Genomic DNA, 17,455 nt, shown 5'->3' with positions numbered 1-17,455 from the left:
GTCAATCAAATTTAAGCTATACGGATGTTAAAAAAATGTAAAAAAACTAGTCTTTTTCTGCTTTCTTGTTCTTTGGTTCTCGTTTAGCATCTTTCAGACTTTTCATGAGCATCCATTCAATTTGTCCATTGGTGCTACGAAATTCATCACTGGCCCATTTTTCAATAGCTTTAAGCATTTCTTCATTTACTCGCAATGCGAAAGCTTTTTTCTTACTCATTTTCTTTAATAAATTCAGTAACGGTAAGCACTAATTCGGTCGATATTGGAAATGTTGAGTCAGTATATGATTGTAGATTTTCAGTACTGTCTTCAACAGTCTTCAATAGGTGATTCATTTTCTTAATGATTACCAATTTGGCATCTGGTTTGGACGCTGATAACAACTTGGCATCTTCAATTTTAACTTGAGAATCTTCATCGCCATTAATTATAAGAGTTGGCAAGGTTAGTTTTTTAATTTCCTCAATGGGATCAAGTAGTATCCATTCCTTTAAAAATTGTTGATTTCTAGGTTGAAATATCGCCATTAAAAATGGATTCACTTCTTGTATCGTGTCCGTGGTAAGTAATTCTGTAATATGCATTTCTGTGGCTTTGCCAAGATCGCCTTGTTGAGCCGTAATTTGAGAAATAAGAGTTGTGCCAATATCAGTACCTGGTCCAGCCAGTGAAGTATAGGTTTTACAATTTTCGTTAGCAATTAACATACCTACCAAAGAGCCCTGGCTGTGCCCAATTAAATGTATACTATTAAAACGTCTGTCTTTTTTAAAATAATCAATGTTGATTTTTGCATCTTCCACTAAATCATTAAAACTGATTTCATTGAATAAATTCAAATTATCAGCGTTTGATGTACGTTTATCATAACGATAAAATGCGATACCTTTTGAATTCAAACTATCGGCAAAACTCTTTATATAATTAGTACTTGATAAAATACCTTGATTTCCATTTCTATCAATATTGCCAGATCCATGAATAAAAATAACCAAAGGTTGAGGTTTATTATTTTCCAAATAACTTAAGGTACCGGGTAATTTAATTTCATAGTTGGTGAGAAGTATTTCTTCTGAAACTACTTCTTGCGAAAAAATACTACCAAAAATAAATAACGCTAATAGAGTTAATTTTTTCATCGATTTTTATCTCTTTCGAAAACTAATCTGGCTGAATTTTCGGCAAATTGTTTTAGTTGCCAACCTTGCTTAGCATATTCGTTTAATGTATTTTCCAATCTTTGGTCATTGTTGGATAATCCCATTTTCCAACTAACCACTTTATATTCCTTCATTATTAAAATATTTATTGATAACTAGTTGAGCTTCTTTTGGTTTTTGAGTGCCTAAAAGAATATTTTTTCCATTCTTTAACTTTATTTGAATACCTTGGTTACCTTTTACATTAAACGCTGTCCCACCCATACCAATTTTATACCCCCATCCACCATATTCACTAATGGGACGGTAAGTTCTGGTTTGACAATTTTCTATTTCGTTCCAAGTAATTAACTTCATAGTTCTATGAAAAGGAAAGAACTTATATTGAATACCTTTTTCGTCAATTTCAATGTAAAGTTTAAACATGAAAATCAACAACAAAGTAGCTACTAACAAAACGATGACAAGAATTTGTGAATCATAATCATAAGGCCCAACCTTGTCTACGGAATGTTCATGAAGAAACCACTTGATGCAGACATAAATTAAAAAACCAAAACAAGGAATTGTTGTAAGGAGATGGAGCCACCATTGATTAAACCATTGTTTTTCTACAAATACTCTCATTATCTTAATGATTTAAAGTGCCAGTATTTAAAACGGGTGAAGCATCTTTATCTGAACAAAGAACAACCATTAGATTACTCACCATTGCTGCTTTTCTTTCTTCATCTAAATCGACAATTTCTTTTTCACCTAATTCTTCTAAGGCCATCTCTACCATACTGACAGCTCCTTCAACAATTTTGTGTCTGGCAGCTACAATTGCCGTTGCTTGCTGTCTTTTTAGCATGGCATTAGCTATTTCTTGAGCGTAGGCTAAATATCCTATTCTTGCTTCTAGCACCTCTATTCCTGCCATTTGAAGTCTATCTTGAATCTCTTTCTCTAAAGCTTCACTAACTTCATTAACGCTTGAACGAAGCGTAATATCCTCTTCAATTCCTTCATCAGCAAAATTGTCATAAGGATACATACTAGCTAGTTTACGAACAGCTGCATCTGTTTGTACACGTACAAAATTTTTATAGTCGTCCACATCAAATGCTGCTTTATAAGTATCTGTAACCCTCCAAACTAAAATGGTGCTAATCATAACAGGGTTACCTAGTTTGTCATTCACCTTTAACCGTTCACTATCGAAATTACTAGCTCTTAATGAAATCTTCTTTTTTGAGAATAAGGGGTTAACCCAAAAAAGACCGTTTCTTTTTATGGTGCCTACGTATTTTCCAAAAAGCAATAACACTCTAGAGCTATTCGGGTTTACCAATACCAAACCCAAAGAAGTAATAAGGCCTAAAAATATAGAAAGGCCGAACCAAGGTGTTCCGAATTGAATTAAAGCGGCTATACCTCCTAAAAATAGTATTAGACTAATCAATAACATAAAGTAACCATTTAAAGGAGCTATTATTTTTTCATTTGTCATGATATGATTGATTTTGTGATATTAAAATGATATCATAAATATATTGAATTAAAATGAATTTAACAAATATTATTAAAAGTTGAAATTTTTCAAACTATCAAAGATTGACTTATATAGATTGTATTTTTGAAAAAAAATAATCTTATGAGAATTCTCTTTTTTCTTGCATTCTTTATTTCAATTACCTGTCACGGCAATTTGATTTGGTCCAAAACTGGACACAGAGTTACGGGTCATATTGCTGAAAAACATTTGACTAGAAAAGCAAAAAGAGCAATAAATGATTTACTTGATGGCCATAGCCTGGCTTTCGCTTCGACTTTTGCGGATGAGATTAAAGCCGATCGGAGTTTTTCTAAATATTCTGCTTGGCATTATGTCAATTACCCTATGGATATCAGATACGAAGACTCAGAGAAAAGTAAATATGGTGATGTGGTTATGGGTATTGAAACTTGTAAGCATATTATTAGCGATAAAAATAGCTCTCGGGAAGATAAAGTTTTTCATTTAAAAATGTTGATTCATTTAGTAGGTGATTTGCACCAACCTATGCATGCTGGTAAGGGCGATGATCGTGGTGGTAACGATATTCAGTTACAATGGTTTGATGAGGGTACAAATCTTCATCGTGTGTGGGATTCTAATCTTATTAATTCATATGGTATGACTTACTATGAGCTAGGTGATGAATTAGAAGAAAGTGTTGATAAAAAAAAGAAATTAGAAATACAAGCCGGTAGTCTTTATGATTGGGTTCATGAATCTCATCAAAAAGCAGTTGAGGTATACGCTTCTGTTGAAGTTGGAGAAAAGCTTCGTTATCAATATGGTTATAAATATAACAAGCTTTTGTTCGAACAATTACAAAAAGGAGGATTCCGTTTGGCGAAAGTGCTTAATGAGATTTTTAGTTGAGATTTATCTTTTAGAAACTTTATTTCCTGAAATATTTTTTTGTCTAGAGCATTTAAATCTATCTACTTCTCCACCTCTTAATTTAGCGTGTTTGGTAGCTCTGCCCTGTACTCTTTTTCGCCACATTCTAAAACTACTAGGCTTCATTTCACGGCGCATGATTTCAATGGTTTCTTGTTCCGATATTCCAAACTGAAAAGTAATAGCCTCAAAAGGTGTCCGATCTTCCCAAGCCATTTCAATGATTCGGTCTAATTCTCTCTCTGTAAATTCTTTCATAGCGATACAAAGATAAGTTTATATCAGATACCTCAATAAATCATTTAATTATCCTAAATGTCAAATTTATTCGTTCTTCAACATTTCTTGAAGTTTTGGCAATTTGATGTTGCCATTGATGTTGCGTTTCGCCCTTCATTAATAACAAGCTGCCATGTTCTAGAAGTAATTTCTGTTTTAAGGTCTTATCCTTTTTATATCTTAAATGAAAAAAGCGCTCTTGTCCTAAACTGATGGAGGCAATTATTGGGTTTTTGCCTAATTCTTTTTCATCATCCGAATGCCATCCATTACTATCTTTTCCATCACGATATAAGTTTAAAAGACAAGAGGTGAACTCAGAAGGAATTATCTCTTCAATTGAAGATTTTATTTGTAATAGTTCATCATTAAATACATGAGGATGCATTGTGATGTTAGAATAGGAGTAGGGTCTGTCATTATTCGCATATAGCGCAGTTAAACGAGGTTGCTCATAAGTCTTACCGAAAATAGTTATATCATCTTGCTGCCATGGCACATTGTTTTTTAGTGCTTCAAAATAGTAATTAGCTTTCTCGTGACTAAGAAAACTAGGATAATAGGTAATATCTGATTCAGGTAAGCTTAAATGCACCTTATCCTCAAAAAGTCTCATTTTATTGAAGAACTGTTTTTAGCTGATTTCTATATTCAGAGGGGTTTTGACCTGTGAATGTTTTGAATGATTTATTAAAATGAGAAAAATTATTAAACCCACTTTCAAAACAGACTTCAGTAATACTCATATTTTGCTCTGCTAATAGTTTTGAAGCATGGACCAACCTGTATTCATTGACAAATTGAACAAAAGTTTTATTGGTAATTTTCTTGAAGTATCTACAAAATGAAGGCACAGTCATACTAACAAGGTCAGCTATTTCATCAAGACTGATATCCTCTTTAAAATTTGTTTTTACAAAATTGAAAACAATGTTGATACGGTCATTGTCTTTTATTTCGGTCTGTATAGCAAACCCCTCTGCATTAAGTACTTTAAATTCATCAGAAGAGCTAAGTTCATTAAGAATATTTAAAATTGAAAGTAATCTTTGAAAATCAGTTTGATATTCTAATACTTCCATTTTTTCACCAACTTTTTTCTTTGTTTTTCCACTGAAAGCCACACCGCCTTTGGCCATATTAAATAGCTTTTGAATGTTCTTCATTTCTGGAATCTCGAAAAAATCATTTCCCAAAAAGTCAGGTTTCATCTGAATCATGGTTTCACTTTTATTCCCGGTGAGCTTATCGGTAAATCCACAATGGGGAAGATTAGAGCCAATTAATATAAGATCTCCATCTCCAAAATAAGATACATGACTGCCTATCTGTCTTTTTCCAGAACCACCATTAATATAAACAAGTTCAAGTTCAGGGTGAAAATGCCAGGAAGTGAAGGTGTTTTCATTGCCCTCATCGAATTTTTTATAGGTAAAAGAATGGCCGAAACTTGGAGCTATAGCTTCAAATGCTGGTTTCTTCTTATTAAGTGTTAGAGTCTTTTCCATAAAGTAAAATTATACCTAACCAAAACAATGTTTCTATGCAAATTTAACCAAAATATATACTATTTTAACTCTTAAGGTTATTTAACATAGTTTTTGTGATAATATAGCATAGATATTGGTCAATTCTGTGGTAGTTTCAAGGGTCAAGCTGGTGGTATGTTTGCAGTGTAATTTATTTACAAATCTAAAAACGAGTGTTATGACATCAATTTTGAAAAACACATTAGTAGCGGCCTTAATGTTTACTACAGTAGTAAGCTTGGCAAACGGACCTGAAAGTACTTTTGGTAAAAAAGCTTTAGAGGTAGAAAAGAATTTGATTAGCGTAGAGCTAGATCCAGTTTTTAAGAAAAAAGGACAAAAATTATTTGTTAATCTTTTAAACCTAGATCAAGAAAAGGTGACTATTAAAGTTATCGATAGTGAAGGTAGAATAGTATTTAAAGAAGTCATCGAAGGTGACGTTGTTGTTGAAAAGGCATTCAACTTTGAACAAGCCTATGAAGACAATTATACTGTTGTAATTATCGACAATGATAAAACCTTCAAAGAAAAAGTTGCAGTAAAGTAAGTTTAGTTATAGTTAATTTTTATTCAGTTGGCCCTGACGGTAACGTTGGGGCTTTTTTTTATGATAATAATTTTTTAAGAGCTTCTCTTTTCTTTGCTCTAATTCCTTGGTTTTCTGTAGCTAGACGGACCAAATCCAAATCTTTTTCGCGACTATTTACAAGCATATTATATTGTTGTACCGTTAGTCCGTTGTTTGAAGATTTCTCTAAAAGCATAGAATCACCAACCTTAACTAGTCCTTCTTCTAAAATTTTAATATAGGTGCCAGGGTGTCCGTATGCAATGAATTCTTGAATCACTTTTTGATTTTCAAAACGTATTCCTAATTTATGACATGGCTGTCGCGGTTCAGTAATTTGAACTAAGGCTTCGCCAAGCTTATAAACATCACCGATGAACAACTTGTTTTCGTCTAAATCCGTAATGGTTAGATTTTCACCAAACATGCCCCAATCCCATTTTAAATTTGGGTATTTTTCTTTCCAGTCATCATAGTAGTCTGAAGAAAAAAGATAGCAAGCTTTAAATTCACCACCGTGATGTTTTCTGTCAATTACCGTGTCATTAGCAACATCTTCTTTTTTTAATAAAAGTGGTTCTTCTATTGGATATTTAAAAATGCCTGTTTCTATATTTCTACCACGCCATTCAACAGTAGTAGCCTTGCCGATATTGGTTGCAATAACTTTCATGCCTTGAAGATAAAAAAAGCCAACGTATATAACGTTGGCTTTTTAAATTGATTGGTTATTAGTAGACTATTTTTCTAATCTTTTTGTCATGGTAAAACCAACTAATAAACCGACTCCGGCCATTAAGAAAATAGTGCCAGGATAGGCTATATCTTCATCAACACCTAATGCTGCTTCCAAAATTGAGGCTATAAAAATTGCAACTCCAATGCCTATTAATAGAACTGCGAAATTGATAAGAAAAATTTTCCAAGTTGCAACTCCGCCGGAATCTTTTGTTTTAACAAAAATATTTGCGTCAGCACCTTTTTCTATGAGTGCTAGACGTTCTTTGTTTCTAGTAGAAAAGTACAAGTATAAAATTGAAAATACGGTAATAAAAAAACTGATTGGAATAAAAATTGCTTCTGCCATGTTTGATTTTTTAAATTGATAAATAAACTCATTTACGAACTATGACGAATGTTTTTTGAGTAAGGTTACATCAATTATATTTTTTTTATTTTGTGTAACCTATTGGTAACTTTTTTCGTCTTACACTTAGAATGCAACAAAAAGGTAACCAACCAAATATCGAAGCTATTCTCAATGGAGATTCTCAAGCTTTTTCAAAGCTTGTAGATGATTATAAGAATTTGGTATATACTGTTGCTTTAAGAATGTTAAAAAATACAGAAGAAGCTGAAGAAGTAGCGCAAGACACTTTTGTAAAAGTTTTTAAGTCGCTAAAACATTTTAAAGGCGATTCTAAGTTTTCAACTTGGATATATAGAGTAACCTATAATACATGTCTTGATAGAATTAAAAAGAATAAAAAAGAATTGTTGAATACATCAATTGATGCGGTTGAAGGTTTTGATATTAAGGACGTAAATAATGCTTTGAATACTATTTTAGCCAATGAAAAGGCCTTACTTGTGCGTAAATGTGTTGAGCAATTATCGTATAAGGACGCTGCAATAATTTCGCTTTTTTATTTTGAAGAGAAAAATCTGAAAGAGTTGAGTATTATTTTAAGTCAAAGTGAGAATACGGTAAAAGTTCGCCTTTTTAGAGCTAGAACACGTTTGGCAATCATATTAAAAAAACAATTGAAACCTGTAACTCTAGAAAATTATGGATAATCAAGAAGAATTAGAAAAGCTTATTGATAAGTTGATGGTTAATGACAGTTTAGATCAACCTTCTTTAGACTTTACAGAGAACGTTTTGGCGAAATTGCCAGGAATACAAAACGCTCATTTTGTGTATAAACCCTTGCTGCCGAAGTCTATTTTTATTATTGGAGCGTTTTTGGTTTTGTCTTTAGTAGTGGTTATTTTAAAAAATCATGGTTTTTCGGAGATTGATTCCCGTTATATAAATAATCTTAATGATATGGGTGCATCAATTAACAATTTCTTTGGGCAAGTTCGATTTTCAAAAACTGCAACCTACGTCATTATTTTGGGAGGATTTTTGTTTTTTGTTCAAACCCTCATTTTGAAAAAACATGTGGACAGTAGGTTTGTTTAAAATTGTAAATACCAGTAAGCCCAATATATCAAGCCAAATTGTAAAGGAATTCGAAGGATTAAAATCCACTGTGGCATGCCCGCGGAAGCTTTTTTACCAGTTAACATATAAAAGTGAACTAGTAAAAAAACAAGAAGCATTGCGATTATACTCCAAATAGCAAAAGCCTTTGTAATGGTAAAACATAGACCAATACCTAATACTATTTCAGCTAGACCACTCCAATAGACTAAACCTTTATGAAATGGTAGATATTTAGGCATGATGCGCATGTATGCTTTTGGTTTTACAAAATGCATAACCCCCGCAAAAATGTACATTGCAGACATTAAATATAAATGCCAAGGAAATTTCATTATTTATTCTTTAAAATACCAGAACGGAATTTTTGTTTCAATTAAGTTTAGAATCGAGTCTTTTTGTTTTCTTATTCTATTTAATTGCAAAACATGTAAACCCTCCGAAATTTCTCTAATGTTTAAATGGGTTTCAAAACCTATTTGACCATTATTATCAGTAGTTACAATAAAGTCAGAATCTAGTTTGAGACTGTCAATTTTAAAGGAATGTGTTTCATTAAAAATTTCTAAATATCGCTTACGGATACTATCACGTTGCCTTTTTGTGTTCCATTCTTCTTCCCATCCATTTCCAAAATTAATGCCTGAAGCTAGACCTCTTTTATCATTCTTTGGAGTAATGGTTGTATCGTATGCAAAAATTCTATCCTCCAAATTTTCTCGGTACGGAACAAAAATAGGCAAGTAGGGTGTTCGAATAATCTTAGATGGAATTACCATTCTACCCGGAAAGTCTCCGTCTTTAGTCATTAAATTCCTGTAGTTTTCTTTATTGGCAAATTGAGAAGACGAGTTTCTTTCAATATCAAGATAATTAGAATTTTTATATTCTAGAGATGCAATAATCAAAATCAGTAAGTATATTGGGGTAAGAAAAAGAATTAACCTTTTTCCAAATTTATTGTCTAAAAAATTGTAAACCAACGGTCTGTACAAAAAGGATAATGTCAAAAAACTAAATACCCAATACACTGGAAAGTAGATTTTAGATACCCATTTATTTCTTTTAAGAAGTCCTTGAGTTATAAAGTCAAAGAAGGTTAAAAACATACCAATTGCTAAAAAGACCATCAAGGGAATGCCAACACCTTTAGAAATCCAGTTTGGTAGGCTATCATTGTCAATAATAAAATTTGCTATTAAAACAAAAGTTATCATTACAATGGTCATTGCTAAAACATAAAAAATAAGAAGAAAAGAAATTGCGAATAGAATGCTACAATAGTTTTCTAAACTGCCTATGTAGCGGTCAAAAGAGACAATTCTTTTATTGAGATAATTTTTAAAACGTTCCGAATATTTTAGTTTATCAAATTCAATATCACCTGAGACATATCTTAACCCTAGAGCTCCTATCCAAAGTCCCCTCAAAACTACATGCAGGAGTAAATTAAAAAGAAGAATGGAACAGGCCGCAAGAGCCAAAAAATAAATAACAAACCGATATATCTGTTGTTCATTCCCAGCATTGCTCATTTCAATAGAAATGGGCTCGTATGCTGTAAAAAGTCCGAAAATCGCAAAACCAGAAATAAGTAGCTCTAACTCCCAACTTTGTTGTTGTAGAGAATCTAAAAGCTTTTTAAACGAAGGACTTTTGTAATCGTTGTTCATTGATTTTGCTTAGTTATCGTATCAAGATAAAGCTTTTGCATAAAAAAACCGCCTAAACATGGGCTTAGGCGGTTATAATTTTATAGTTAAAAGTACATTACTTAATCATTTCATAACTTCTATTGATAAACTTGGTCAACTCTTCACCTTTTAGCAGGCCTTTTGAAAGTCTAGCAAGGTCTAAAGATTGATTAATTAATCGTTCTCTTTTCTTAGCAGTTTTAGTATTCAAAATTTCACCTACCAATTCGTGATTAGTATTCACAATTAGATTAAACATATCGGGCATGTTACCCATACCAAACATTCCACCACCACCGGTTTGTTGCATGTCTTTCATGCGGCGCATAAACTCAGGTTCTGTAATGATAAAAGGTTGTGAAGAACTATCCATAGCTTCTAACTGAACTGTGAATGAGCTATTTTCTCCAACAACTGCGTCAATTTTCTCTTTTAAACTTGTTTTCTCTTCCTCTGACAGTTTTGAAATTGCAGTGTCTTCTTTTTTGACAAGGTTGTCAATATGATCTGCATCAACACGCGCAAACGTTATTTTTTCTTTCGAAGTTTCTAACTTTTGCATTAGATGCGGAATAATTGGTGAATCTAAAAGTAGTACCTCATACCCCTTGGCCTTTGCACCTTCTATGTAACTGTGCTGCGCCTCTTTGTCTGATGTATAAAGTATTACTGTTTTTTCATCTTTGTCAGTTTGTGAGTCTTTTACTTTAGCTAACAATTCATCAAAAGTGAAATAACTTCCGTCGACAGTAGGATAAAGAGCAAATTTTTCAGCTTTTTCAAAGAATTTATCTTCTGAAAGCATACCATATTCAATAACTACTTTGATATCATTCCATTTTTGTTCAAAGTCTTCGCGATTGTTTTTAAATAAAGAATTCATTTTATCTGCCACCTTCTTACTGATGTAAGATGAAATCTTTTTAACTGCACCATCTGCTTGAAGATATGACCTTGATACGTTCAATGGAATATCCGGAGAATCAATAACTCCACGAAGCATTGTCAAGAATTCAGGTACAATACCTTCAACATTGTCAGTTACGAAAACTTGATTTTGATACAGTTGTATCCTATCCTTTTGAATGTTCATGTCATTCGTCAACTTTGGAAAATATAAAATTCCGGTTAAGTTGAATGGGTAATCAACGTTCAAATGAATGTTGAACAAAGGCTCTTCAAATTGCATTGGATACAATTCTCTGTAGAACCCTTTATAATCTTCATCTTCTAAATCTGCAGGCTTTTTTGTCCATGCAGGGTTAGGGTTATTAATGATATTGTCAACTTCTTGAGTAGGCGCAGGGTCTTCATCTTTTGCTCCCTCCGGTTTTGGAAGTGTCTCTGTCTTTGTTCCGAATTTAATCGGAATAGGCATAAATTTATTGTACTTGGTTAATAAAGTACTAATTCTTGATTCTTCTAAAAACTCAGTAGAATCATCAGCTATATGCAGAACAATCTCCGTTCCTCTATCTGTTTTTTCTGAGGTTTTTAGTTCAAATTCTGGAGAGCCATCACAAGACCAATGAACTGCAGGTTCTTCTTTAAAACTCTTGGTAATGATCTCTACTTTTTCTGCTACCATAAAGGCAGAGTAAAAGCCAAGACCAAAATGACCAATTATTCCGGCATCTTGTCCAGCATCTTTATATTTATCTAAAAACTCTTCTGCTCCAGAAAAAGCAACTTCATTAATATACTTTTTAACTTCGTCTTCAGTCATACCAAGACCTTGATCTAGAATGTGAATTTTTTTACCATCCTTATCAATTTTGATTTCAATTTGCGGATTACCATATTCCACTTTTGCCTCACCGATTGATGTTAGATGCTTTAGTTTTAAAGTTGCATCGGTGGCGTTTGAGATAAGTTCACGCAAGAAGATTTCATGATCGCTGTAAAGAAATTTCTTTATTAAAGGGAAAATGTTTTCTACTGAAACATTAATTTTTCCTGTGGCCATATTACTTTAAATTTTGTGTTAATTTTTACGTTTAACTCATTTCAAAAAAAGTACCAATGAAGACTAAGGTGACAAACTGGCATTTATAAAGAATTTCAAATCTCTTAATACAAACTTTAACATATATTTTGTTTAATAAATACCTGTAATAATTAAACAATAACTATTTTTGTTCTGTTGGGATATTTAATTGCTATGAAGAAGGGTTTATCCACAACAAGTTTGTTTATTTATTGGTTAGGTTGTTGAAAACGCACCTCCGCTCAGAGGTGCGTTTTCCGTTTTTAAGAAATAATAAAGAAAGATTAGTTCTATTTTTTTTAATTTAGAGTAAACAAAATATAAAATGGCAACAAAAGTAATTTCAGTTAAAATGACGGATGATAAAATAATCGCTCACTATATGAATTTTGTATTGGAAAATGAGGTTCATCCTAAGTCGATATTTAAATTTTGTAAAGAGCATAAAATTAAGGAAGATGAGTTTTACAAGTACTTTGGGTCTTTCGAGGCTCTTCAAAAAAGTATTTGGAATAAGTTCTTTTTAAATACCACCACTTTATTACATAAGAACAAGGATTATGAAAATTTCAGTAACAAAGATAAAATGCTGACATTTTTCTACACCATGTTTGAATTGTTGACAATGAATCGCAGTTATGTTCTTTTTACGTTAAGTACTAATCGCAAAATGTTGGATAAAATGGCAGAGCTAAAAGATTTACGAAGTCATATTAAAGAATTTGCTATTGAGCTTATTGAAGAATCTAATGCTGATAAAACGCTTAAAATCACCAAACAGAGCCCAAGAGTATTTTCAGAGGGTGCATGGGTACAGTTTGCATTTTTATTGAAATTTTGGATGGACGATTCTTCCGCTGGATTTGAAAAAACAGATTTGGCTATTGAGAAATCAGTAACAACAATTTTTGATGTTTTTGATAATACACCTTTAGATAGTTTAATTGATTTTGGAAAGTTTTTATATAAAGAAAATTTTGCCTAAAAAAATAAGTTATGAAAACACTTGATAAAATTCCGACAGGTAAAATTGAAAGAGCAGGTAAGTTGGTTAAAACTGGTGTTAAAATTGGAGGTAATTATGCCAAATATTATAGTAAGAAACTTGTAAATCCTGAGCTAGGCAAAGATGAATTAAACGAAGATAACGCTACAGATATTTATGACGGATTAAAAAGCTTAAAGGGTAGTGCCTTAAAAGTAGCTCAAATGTTGAGCATGGAAAAGAACTTATTGCCTAATGCATATGTTGAAAAATTTTCGTTGTCCCAGTTTTCAGTTCCACCATTATCTGCACCTTTAGTTAGAAAAACTTTTAAAAAATACCTAGGTAAATATCCTGAAGATATATTTGACACGTTTACCAAAGATTCCATAAATGCTGCGAGTATTGGGCAAGTGCACAAAGCAACCAAAGATGACAAAGTTCTGGCTGTCAAAATTCAGTACCCAGGAGTGGCTCAAAGCATTAGCAGTGATTTAGCTATTGTTAAACCCATTGCCATTCGAATGTTTAATTTAAAAGGAAAAGACTCTGACAAGTATTTTAAGGAAGTCGAGCATAAACTGGTTGAAGAAACTAATTATATTTTAGAACTTAAACAAAGCAAAGAAATTACCGAGGCTTGTAATATCATTCCAAATATTGCATTTCCAAAGTATTATGAAGCTTTATCCAGCGAGAGAATCATCACAATGGATTGGATGAAAGGGAAGCATTTAAGTGAGTTCGCTAAAACTGACTTTACATCTGATATTGGTAATAAATTAGGTCAGGCATTATGGGATTTTTACATGTTTCAAATACATGGTTTACGAAAAGTTCATGCTGATCCGCATCCCGGTAATTTTTTAGTGAGTGAAACGAATACTCTAATAGCTATTGACTTTGGTTGTATCAAACAAATTCCAGATGAGTTTTATATACCTTATTTTGAATTAGCGGAAAAAGATAATATCAGTAATCAAAAAGTATTTACAGAAAAGCTGTACGAGTTAGAGATTTTAACACCGACAGATTCTAAAAAAGAATTGGAATTTTTCACTGCTTTGTTCAAAGAAATGCTCACTTTATTTACTTCACCTTTTAATGAAGAGACCTTTGATTTTGGAAATGATTTGTTTTGGTCTCAGATTGCCGATTTAAGTGAACGCTATTCTAAAGATGATCAGATACGTAAAATGAATGGTAATAGGGGCTCCAAACATTTCTTATATATGAATCGAACCTTCTTTGGATTGTATAATTTATTACATGATTTGAAGGCTAAGGTTGAGGTTAATAATTTTAGGAAGTATATCGACTAGATAAGCTAAACTTTACTGAAAATTCGTTTTTTTTAAGGAGTACAAAATATATTTTTTTACTTTTCCATTAAATAGCGGCTATAATCCCGTAAACAACGCATTTTATGTATAATTCTAAAATAACTGGTCTTGGCTATTACGTGCCTGACAATGTGGTAAGTAATGATGATCTTTCTAAGGTCATGGATACTAATGACGAATGGATTCAAGAACGAACAGGAATTAAAGAGAGAAGACATGTTAATTCCGAAGCTGATACCACTACCTCAATGGGGGTTGAAGCAGCAAAAGTAGCAATCGAACGTGCAGGTATAGATAAAGATGAAATCGATTTTATCGTTTTTGCCACCTTGAGTCCTGATTATTATTTCCCTGGGCCGGGAGTCTTAGTGCAACGTGATTTAGGAATAAAAACAGTAGGGGCATTGGATGTTAGAAATCAATGTTCAGGTTTTGTTTATGGTATTTCAGTTGCGGATCAATATATTAAAACCGGAATGTATAAAAATGTTTTGGTGATTGGTTCAGAGGTACATTCGCGTGGTTTGGATATGACAACTCGTGGTAGAGGTGTTTCCGTAATATTTGGCGATGGTGCTGGTGCTGCTGTTGTAAGTAGAGAAGAAGATACCTCAAAAGGAATTCTATCAACACATTTACACTCAGAAGGTCAACATGCCGAAGAGTTATCGTTAATTGCACCAGGTATGGGTAAACGATGGGTAACAGATATTATCAATGATAATAACCCGGATGATGAGTCTTATTTTCCATATATGAATGGCCAATTTGTTTTTAAGAATGCTGTAGTTAGATTTAGCGAAGTTATTATTGAAGGTTTAAAGACCAATGGGTTGGAGGCTGCCGATATCAATATGTTGGTGCCACATCAAGCTAATCTTAGAATTTCTCAGTTTGTACAACGGAAATTTGGTCTTTCTAACGACCAAGTATTTAATAATATCATGAAATATGGTAATACTACAGCGGCTTCAATTCCAATAGCATTGACTGAAGCCTGGGAAGCTGGTAAGGTAAAAGAAGGGGACCTCGTAGTATTGGCGGCTTTTGGAAGTGGATTTACCTGGGGAAGCGTTATTATAAGATGGTAAACAAGATAAATGGGCAAACAACTAAAAGAACTCACGCCTAAACTTACTGATTTTATTAAGAAACAGCCCATGTTTTTTGTAGGTACTTCTATACAAGAAGGCAAAATCAATATATCTCCGAAAGGATTAGATTCTCTCAGAGTCCTGAACGAAAATCGTGTTGTATGGCTCAATTTAACAGGGAGCGGCAATGAAACTGCTGCACACTTGTTGAAACAAAATAGAATGACCTTGATGTTTTGCGCTTTTGAAGGTCCTCCTTTAATTTTAAGATTATATGGTACTGCCAACATATATCACCAATATGATGCTTTTTGGAAGGAACATATTTCACTCTTTAAAGACATTCTGGGCAGGCGACAATTAATCGATTTTAAGATTGATTTAGTTCAAACTTCTTGTGGAATGGCTGTCCCCTTGATGGATTTTAAAGAAGAGCGCCAAGGACTTATTGATTGGGCTGAAAATAAGGGAGAAGATGGTATAAGAGCTTATTGGGAAAAGAAGAATACACAAAGTCTTGATGGGCATGATACAGCAATTTTTAAAAAAGATAAACCCTGACATTGCTATCAGGGTTTTAGTGACCACTTGAAAAGAACTAACCAACCATTTACAATTCAAGCTTGGTCAATTTTTTAAATTGATTATTAGCCTTTCAATAAAAGACGCTTGAAAATGTAATATGTTACTAATTTTGCAAAAAATTAACTCGAGTAATGATTTTGATAAAAAAGTAAACCCTGAACATCTTTGCAGACGTCAGGGTTTTGTCATTGATAAGCCATACTAAACACTAACCATTAACTATAAAAATACAGTCTTACCAACGATTAATTTCTTTGTTACTTACAATAGACGCAATTTTTTCGCTATTGTTACTTTTTTTTGCTCGTTTAACACATAAATTAACATATGCAAACAACTCTCGTTTTTGGAGCGTCTTTAAAACCAGACAGATACAGTAATTTGGCAATAAAACGTCTTTTAGAAAAAAACATTTCAACAGTTGCCTTTGGTTTAAGAACTGGTTGGGTTGATAAAGTGCAAATTAAAACTAATTTCAGTGAATTACCAAAAATAGACACTGTAACGTTATATTTGAACTCTGAACGGCAAAAGCAATACTATGACACCATCATAGCATTGAGCCCTAGAAGGGTTATTTTTAATCCCGGAACTGAAAATCCTGACTTCTACAAACTGCTTGAAAATGAAGGAATTAAAGTAGAGGTGTCTTGTACTTTAGTACTTCTTGCCACAAATCAATTCTAATTCTTAAAAATCACGTCGGTTAATAAATGATGGTTTTCTTTTGAAATATTGGTAAAATTCATGCCAAATCAGTTTGTAGCTTTGAAATACAATTGAATACTAATGACTACAAGATCAGATCAAATAGAAGCTTTTGACAGATTATTGACAATAATGGACGAATTACGTGAGCAATGTCCATGGGATAAAAAACAAACGCTGCAAACACTGCGCCATTTGACAATTGAAGAAACCTATGAGTTAGGTGACGCTATTTTGGATAATGATTTCGAAGAAATAAAGAAAGAACTAGGTGATTTATTGTTACATATTGTCTTTTATGCCAAAATTGGTTCTGAAACTAATGATTTTGATATTGCCGATGTAGCTAATGGAATTTGTGAGAAACTTATTAATAGGCATCCGCATATTTATGGAGATGTAAAGGTTAAGGACGAAGAAGATGTCAAACGTAATTGGGAAACTATAAAACTTAAAGAGGGAAAGAAAAGTGTTTTGGAAGGAGTACCAAATAGTTTGCCGGCGTTAGTTAAGGCTAATAGAATTCAAGAAAAAGTTGCTGGTGTTGGTTTTGATTGGGAGAAACCAGAACAAGTTTTTGAGAAGTTAGAAGAAGAGCTAGCGGAATTTCAAGATGAGGTAAAAGCGGAAAATAGAGCTAAAATGGAGGCTGAATTTGGTGATGTATTGTTTTCAATGGTCAATTATGCACGATTTTTAGATATTAACCCTGAAAATGCTTTGGAAAGGACTAATAAGAAGTTTATTGGCCGTTTCCAATTTTTAGAAAAAAAAGCAAAAGAAGCTGGTAAATCCTTAAAAGAATTATCACTAGCAGAAATGGATGTGTTCTGGGAGGAAGCAAAGTCAACCGAGTACTAATAGTGTTTTTAGAATT

The 17,455-nt window shown here is 32.8% G+C and carries 23 protein-coding genes; 10 read left to right on the top strand and 13 right to left on the bottom strand.

The features are described from left to right. Positions 1 to 46 precede the first annotated feature (46 nt). Genes RM542_RS13410 through RM542_RS13390 form a run of 5 tightly spaced genes read right to left on the bottom strand, consistent with a single transcriptional unit; the run spans position 47 to position 2,655 of the window. Complete coding sequence (locus tag RM542_RS13410; protein WP_311386260.1) at positions 47 to 220, bottom strand: Arc family DNA-binding protein; 174 nt, start codon at positions 218 to 220, stop codon at positions 47 to 49. Then, positions 213 to 1,142: a serine aminopeptidase domain-containing protein gene (locus tag RM542_RS13405; RefSeq protein ID WP_311386259.1), complete on the bottom strand. Its 930-nt coding sequence runs from the start codon at positions 1,140 to 1,142 to the stop codon at positions 213 to 215. Before RM542_RS13405 ends, RM542_RS13410 begins: the two co-directional genes overlap by 8 nt. Then, positions 1,139 to 1,297, bottom strand: a complete 159-nt coding sequence (locus RM542_RS13400) for a DUF4177 domain-containing protein (protein WP_311386258.1) — start codon at positions 1,295 to 1,297, stop codon at positions 1,139 to 1,141. Before RM542_RS13400 ends, RM542_RS13405 begins: the two co-directional genes overlap by 4 nt. Continuing rightward, a complete protein-coding gene (locus tag RM542_RS13395) occupies positions 1,284 to 1,790 on the bottom strand; it encodes a hypothetical protein (protein WP_311386257.1) in 507 nt (168 codons plus the stop codon). Before RM542_RS13395 ends, RM542_RS13400 begins: the two co-directional genes overlap by 14 nt. Positions 1,791 to 1,794: 4 nt before the next feature. Beyond that, positions 1,795 to 2,655 (bottom strand): SPFH domain-containing protein, encoded by an 861-nt coding sequence (locus tag RM542_RS13390; RefSeq protein WP_311386256.1) that lies wholly within the window; start codon positions 2,653 to 2,655, stop codon positions 1,795 to 1,797. A 144-nt stretch (positions 2,656 to 2,799) separates the two neighbouring features. On the opposite strand from RM542_RS13390, the gene RM542_RS13385 reads away from it, so the two are divergent. Beyond that, positions 2,800 to 3,573, top strand: coding sequence for a S1/P1 nuclease (locus tag RM542_RS13385; protein ID WP_311386255.1), 774 nt, complete (start codon positions 2,800 to 2,802; stop codon positions 3,571 to 3,573). 3 nt (positions 3,574 to 3,576) lie between these two features. Here RM542_RS13385 and RM542_RS13380 read toward each other — a convergent pair whose 3' ends face one another. From RM542_RS13380 to RM542_RS13370, 3 genes are read right to left on the bottom strand one after another with little or no spacing between them, the layout of a single operon-like run. Next, the gene (locus tag RM542_RS13380; RefSeq protein ID WP_311386254.1) at positions 3,577 to 3,852 is read right to left on the bottom strand and encodes a TIGR03643 family protein; all 276 of its coding nucleotides are present in this window, start codon (positions 3,850 to 3,852) and stop codon (positions 3,577 to 3,579) included. 40 nt (positions 3,853 to 3,892) lie between these two features. Then, a complete protein-coding gene (locus RM542_RS13375; protein ID WP_311386253.1) occupies positions 3,893 to 4,489 on the bottom strand; it encodes an alpha-ketoglutarate-dependent dioxygenase AlkB in 597 nt (198 codons plus the stop codon). A 1-nt stretch (position 4,490) separates the two neighbouring features. Then, entirely contained in the window at positions 4,491 to 5,381 is an 891-nt protein-coding gene (locus tag RM542_RS13370; RefSeq protein ID WP_311386252.1) for an AraC family transcriptional regulator, read from the bottom strand. Between the two features lie 199 nt (positions 5,382 to 5,580). Here RM542_RS13370 and RM542_RS13365 point away from each other — a divergent pair, with 199 nt between their 5' ends. Beyond that, positions 5,581 to 5,952, top strand: coding sequence for a hypothetical protein (locus tag RM542_RS13365; RefSeq protein ID WP_311386251.1), 372 nt, complete (start codon positions 5,581 to 5,583; stop codon positions 5,950 to 5,952). A 58-nt stretch (positions 5,953 to 6,010) separates the two neighbouring features. On the opposite strand, the gene RM542_RS13360 is transcribed toward RM542_RS13365, so the two are convergent. Together RM542_RS13360 and RM542_RS13355 are read right to left on the bottom strand one after the other, a co-directional pair. Beyond that, positions 6,011 to 6,646 carry an MOSC domain-containing protein gene (locus RM542_RS13360; protein WP_311386250.1) on the bottom strand — a complete coding sequence of 212 codons (636 nt, stop codon included), beginning with the start codon at positions 6,644 to 6,646 and terminating at the stop codon, positions 6,011 to 6,013. Between the two features lie 66 nt (positions 6,647 to 6,712). After that, a complete protein-coding gene (locus tag RM542_RS13355; protein ID WP_311386249.1) occupies positions 6,713 to 7,060 on the bottom strand; it encodes a DUF6249 domain-containing protein in 348 nt (115 codons plus the stop codon). A gap of 131 nt (positions 7,061 to 7,191) precedes the next feature. Between RM542_RS13355 and RM542_RS13350 the strand changes: the two genes are divergently transcribed. Both RM542_RS13350 and RM542_RS13345 read left to right on the top strand, forming a co-directional pair. Then, on the top strand, positions 7,192 to 7,770 hold the full coding sequence (locus tag RM542_RS13350) for an RNA polymerase sigma factor (protein ID WP_311386248.1): 579 nt from the start codon (positions 7,192 to 7,194) through the stop codon (positions 7,768 to 7,770). Next, positions 7,763 to 8,161 (top strand): hypothetical protein, encoded by a 399-nt coding sequence (locus RM542_RS13345; RefSeq protein ID WP_311386247.1) that lies wholly within the window; start codon positions 7,763 to 7,765, stop codon positions 8,159 to 8,161. Before RM542_RS13350 ends, RM542_RS13345 begins: the two co-directional genes overlap by 8 nt. On the opposite strand, the gene RM542_RS13340 is transcribed toward RM542_RS13345, so the two are convergent. The 3 genes from RM542_RS13340 to htpG all read right to left on the bottom strand — a co-directional run bounded on the left by RM542_RS13340 (position 8,158) and on the right by htpG (position 11,842). Then, entirely contained in the window at positions 8,158 to 8,517 is a 360-nt protein-coding gene (locus RM542_RS13340) for a MauE/DoxX family redox-associated membrane protein (RefSeq protein ID WP_311386246.1), read from the bottom strand. The two genes, RM542_RS13345 and RM542_RS13340, sit on opposite strands and share 4 nt — an antisense overlap. Positions 8,518 to 8,520: 3 nt before the next feature. Further along, on the bottom strand, positions 8,521 to 9,855 hold the full coding sequence (locus RM542_RS13335) for a hypothetical protein (RefSeq protein WP_311386245.1): 1,335 nt from the start codon (positions 9,853 to 9,855) through the stop codon (positions 8,521 to 8,523). 97 nt (positions 9,856 to 9,952) lie between these two features. Beyond that, entirely contained in the window at positions 9,953 to 11,842 is a 1,890-nt protein-coding gene (htpG, locus tag RM542_RS13330; RefSeq protein ID WP_311386244.1) for a molecular chaperone HtpG, read from the bottom strand. Positions 11,843 to 12,188: 346 nt separating this feature from the next. On the opposite strand from htpG, the gene RM542_RS13325 reads away from it, so the two are divergent. The 6 genes from RM542_RS13325 to mazG all read left to right on the top strand — a co-directional run bounded on the left by RM542_RS13325 (position 12,189) and on the right by mazG (position 17,439). After that, positions 12,189 to 12,848 (top strand): TetR family transcriptional regulator C-terminal domain-containing protein, encoded by a 660-nt coding sequence (locus RM542_RS13325; RefSeq protein WP_311386243.1) that lies wholly within the window; start codon positions 12,189 to 12,191, stop codon positions 12,846 to 12,848. An 11-nt stretch (positions 12,849 to 12,859) separates the two neighbouring features. After that, positions 12,860 to 14,170, top strand: coding sequence for an AarF/UbiB family protein (locus tag RM542_RS13320; RefSeq protein WP_311386242.1), 1,311 nt, complete (start codon positions 12,860 to 12,862; stop codon positions 14,168 to 14,170). A 104-nt stretch (positions 14,171 to 14,274) separates the two neighbouring features. Then, a complete protein-coding gene (locus tag RM542_RS13315) occupies positions 14,275 to 15,282 on the top strand; it encodes a beta-ketoacyl-ACP synthase III (RefSeq protein ID WP_311386241.1) in 1,008 nt (335 codons plus the stop codon). A gap of 9 nt (positions 15,283 to 15,291) precedes the next feature. Next, entirely contained in the window at positions 15,292 to 15,846 is a 555-nt protein-coding gene (locus RM542_RS13310) for a pyridoxamine 5'-phosphate oxidase family protein (RefSeq protein ID WP_311386240.1), read from the top strand. 351 nt (positions 15,847 to 16,197) lie between these two features. After that, entirely contained in the window at positions 16,198 to 16,557 is a 360-nt protein-coding gene (locus RM542_RS13305) for a CoA-binding protein (RefSeq protein ID WP_311386239.1), read from the top strand. A gap of 102 nt (positions 16,558 to 16,659) precedes the next feature. Further along, entirely contained in the window at positions 16,660 to 17,439 is a 780-nt protein-coding gene (gene mazG, locus RM542_RS13300) for a nucleoside triphosphate pyrophosphohydrolase (protein WP_311386238.1), read from the top strand. The last annotated feature ends 16 nt before the right edge of the window (positions 17,440 to 17,455 follow it).

Source organism: Croceitalea sp. P059, from assembly GCF_031846365.1.
GTDB lineage: Bacteria > Bacteroidota > Bacteroidia > Flavobacteriales > Flavobacteriaceae > Croceitalea > Croceitalea vernalis.
This window is presented reverse-complemented; position numbering and strand designations above follow the sequence as displayed.

Excerpts from the sequence above, each read along its gene's own strand:
- RM542_RS13410 (WP_311386260.1), bottom strand. The coding sequence starts at position 220 with ATGAGTAAGAAAAAAGCTTTCGCATTGCGAGTAAATGAAGAAATGCTT.
- RM542_RS13405 (WP_311386259.1), bottom strand. The coding sequence starts at position 1,142 with ATGAAAAAATTAACTCTATTAGCGTTATTTATTTTTGGTAGTATTTTT.
- RM542_RS13400 (WP_311386258.1), bottom strand. The coding sequence starts at position 1,297 with ATGAAGGAATATAAAGTGGTTAGTTGGAAAATGGGATTATCCAACAAT.
- RM542_RS13395 (WP_311386257.1), bottom strand. The coding sequence starts at position 1,790 with ATGAGAGTATTTGTAGAAAAACAATGGTTTAATCAATGGTGGCTCCAT.
- RM542_RS13390 (WP_311386256.1), bottom strand. The coding sequence starts at position 2,655 with ATGACAAATGAAAAAATAATAGCTCCTTTAAATGGTTACTTTATGTTA.
- RM542_RS13385 (WP_311386255.1), top strand. The coding sequence starts at position 2,800 with ATGAGAATTCTCTTTTTTCTTGCATTCTTTATTTCAATTACCTGTCAC.
- RM542_RS13380 (WP_311386254.1), bottom strand. The coding sequence starts at position 3,852 with ATGAAAGAATTTACAGAGAGAGAATTAGACCGAATCATTGAAATGGCT.
- RM542_RS13375 (WP_311386253.1), bottom strand. The coding sequence starts at position 4,489 with ATGAGACTTTTTGAGGATAAGGTGCATTTAAGCTTACCTGAATCAGAT.
- RM542_RS13370 (WP_311386252.1), bottom strand. The coding sequence starts at position 5,381 with ATGGAAAAGACTCTAACACTTAATAAGAAGAAACCAGCATTTGAAGCT.
- RM542_RS13365 (WP_311386251.1), top strand. The coding sequence starts at position 5,581 with ATGACATCAATTTTGAAAAACACATTAGTAGCGGCCTTAATGTTTACT.
- RM542_RS13360 (WP_311386250.1), bottom strand. The coding sequence starts at position 6,646 with ATGAAAGTTATTGCAACCAATATCGGCAAGGCTACTACTGTTGAATGG.
- RM542_RS13355 (WP_311386249.1), bottom strand. The coding sequence starts at position 7,060 with ATGGCAGAAGCAATTTTTATTCCAATCAGTTTTTTTATTACCGTATTT.
- RM542_RS13350 (WP_311386248.1), top strand. The coding sequence starts at position 7,192 with ATGCAACAAAAAGGTAACCAACCAAATATCGAAGCTATTCTCAATGGA.
- RM542_RS13345 (WP_311386247.1), top strand. The coding sequence starts at position 7,763 with ATGGATAATCAAGAAGAATTAGAAAAGCTTATTGATAAGTTGATGGTT.
- RM542_RS13340 (WP_311386246.1), bottom strand. The coding sequence starts at position 8,517 with ATGAAATTTCCTTGGCATTTATATTTAATGTCTGCAATGTACATTTTT.
- RM542_RS13335 (WP_311386245.1), bottom strand. The coding sequence starts at position 9,855 with ATGAACAACGATTACAAAAGTCCTTCGTTTAAAAAGCTTTTAGATTCT.
- htpG (WP_311386244.1), bottom strand. The coding sequence starts at position 11,842 with ATGGCCACAGGAAAAATTAATGTTTCAGTAGAAAACATTTTCCCTTTA.
- RM542_RS13325 (WP_311386243.1), top strand. The coding sequence starts at position 12,189 with ATGGCAACAAAAGTAATTTCAGTTAAAATGACGGATGATAAAATAATC.
- RM542_RS13320 (WP_311386242.1), top strand. The coding sequence starts at position 12,860 with ATGAAAACACTTGATAAAATTCCGACAGGTAAAATTGAAAGAGCAGGT.
- RM542_RS13315 (WP_311386241.1), top strand. The coding sequence starts at position 14,275 with ATGTATAATTCTAAAATAACTGGTCTTGGCTATTACGTGCCTGACAAT.
- RM542_RS13310 (WP_311386240.1), top strand. The coding sequence starts at position 15,292 with ATGGGCAAACAACTAAAAGAACTCACGCCTAAACTTACTGATTTTATT.
- RM542_RS13305 (WP_311386239.1), top strand. The coding sequence starts at position 16,198 with ATGCAAACAACTCTCGTTTTTGGAGCGTCTTTAAAACCAGACAGATAC.
- mazG (WP_311386238.1), top strand. The coding sequence starts at position 16,660 with ATGACTACAAGATCAGATCAAATAGAAGCTTTTGACAGATTATTGACA.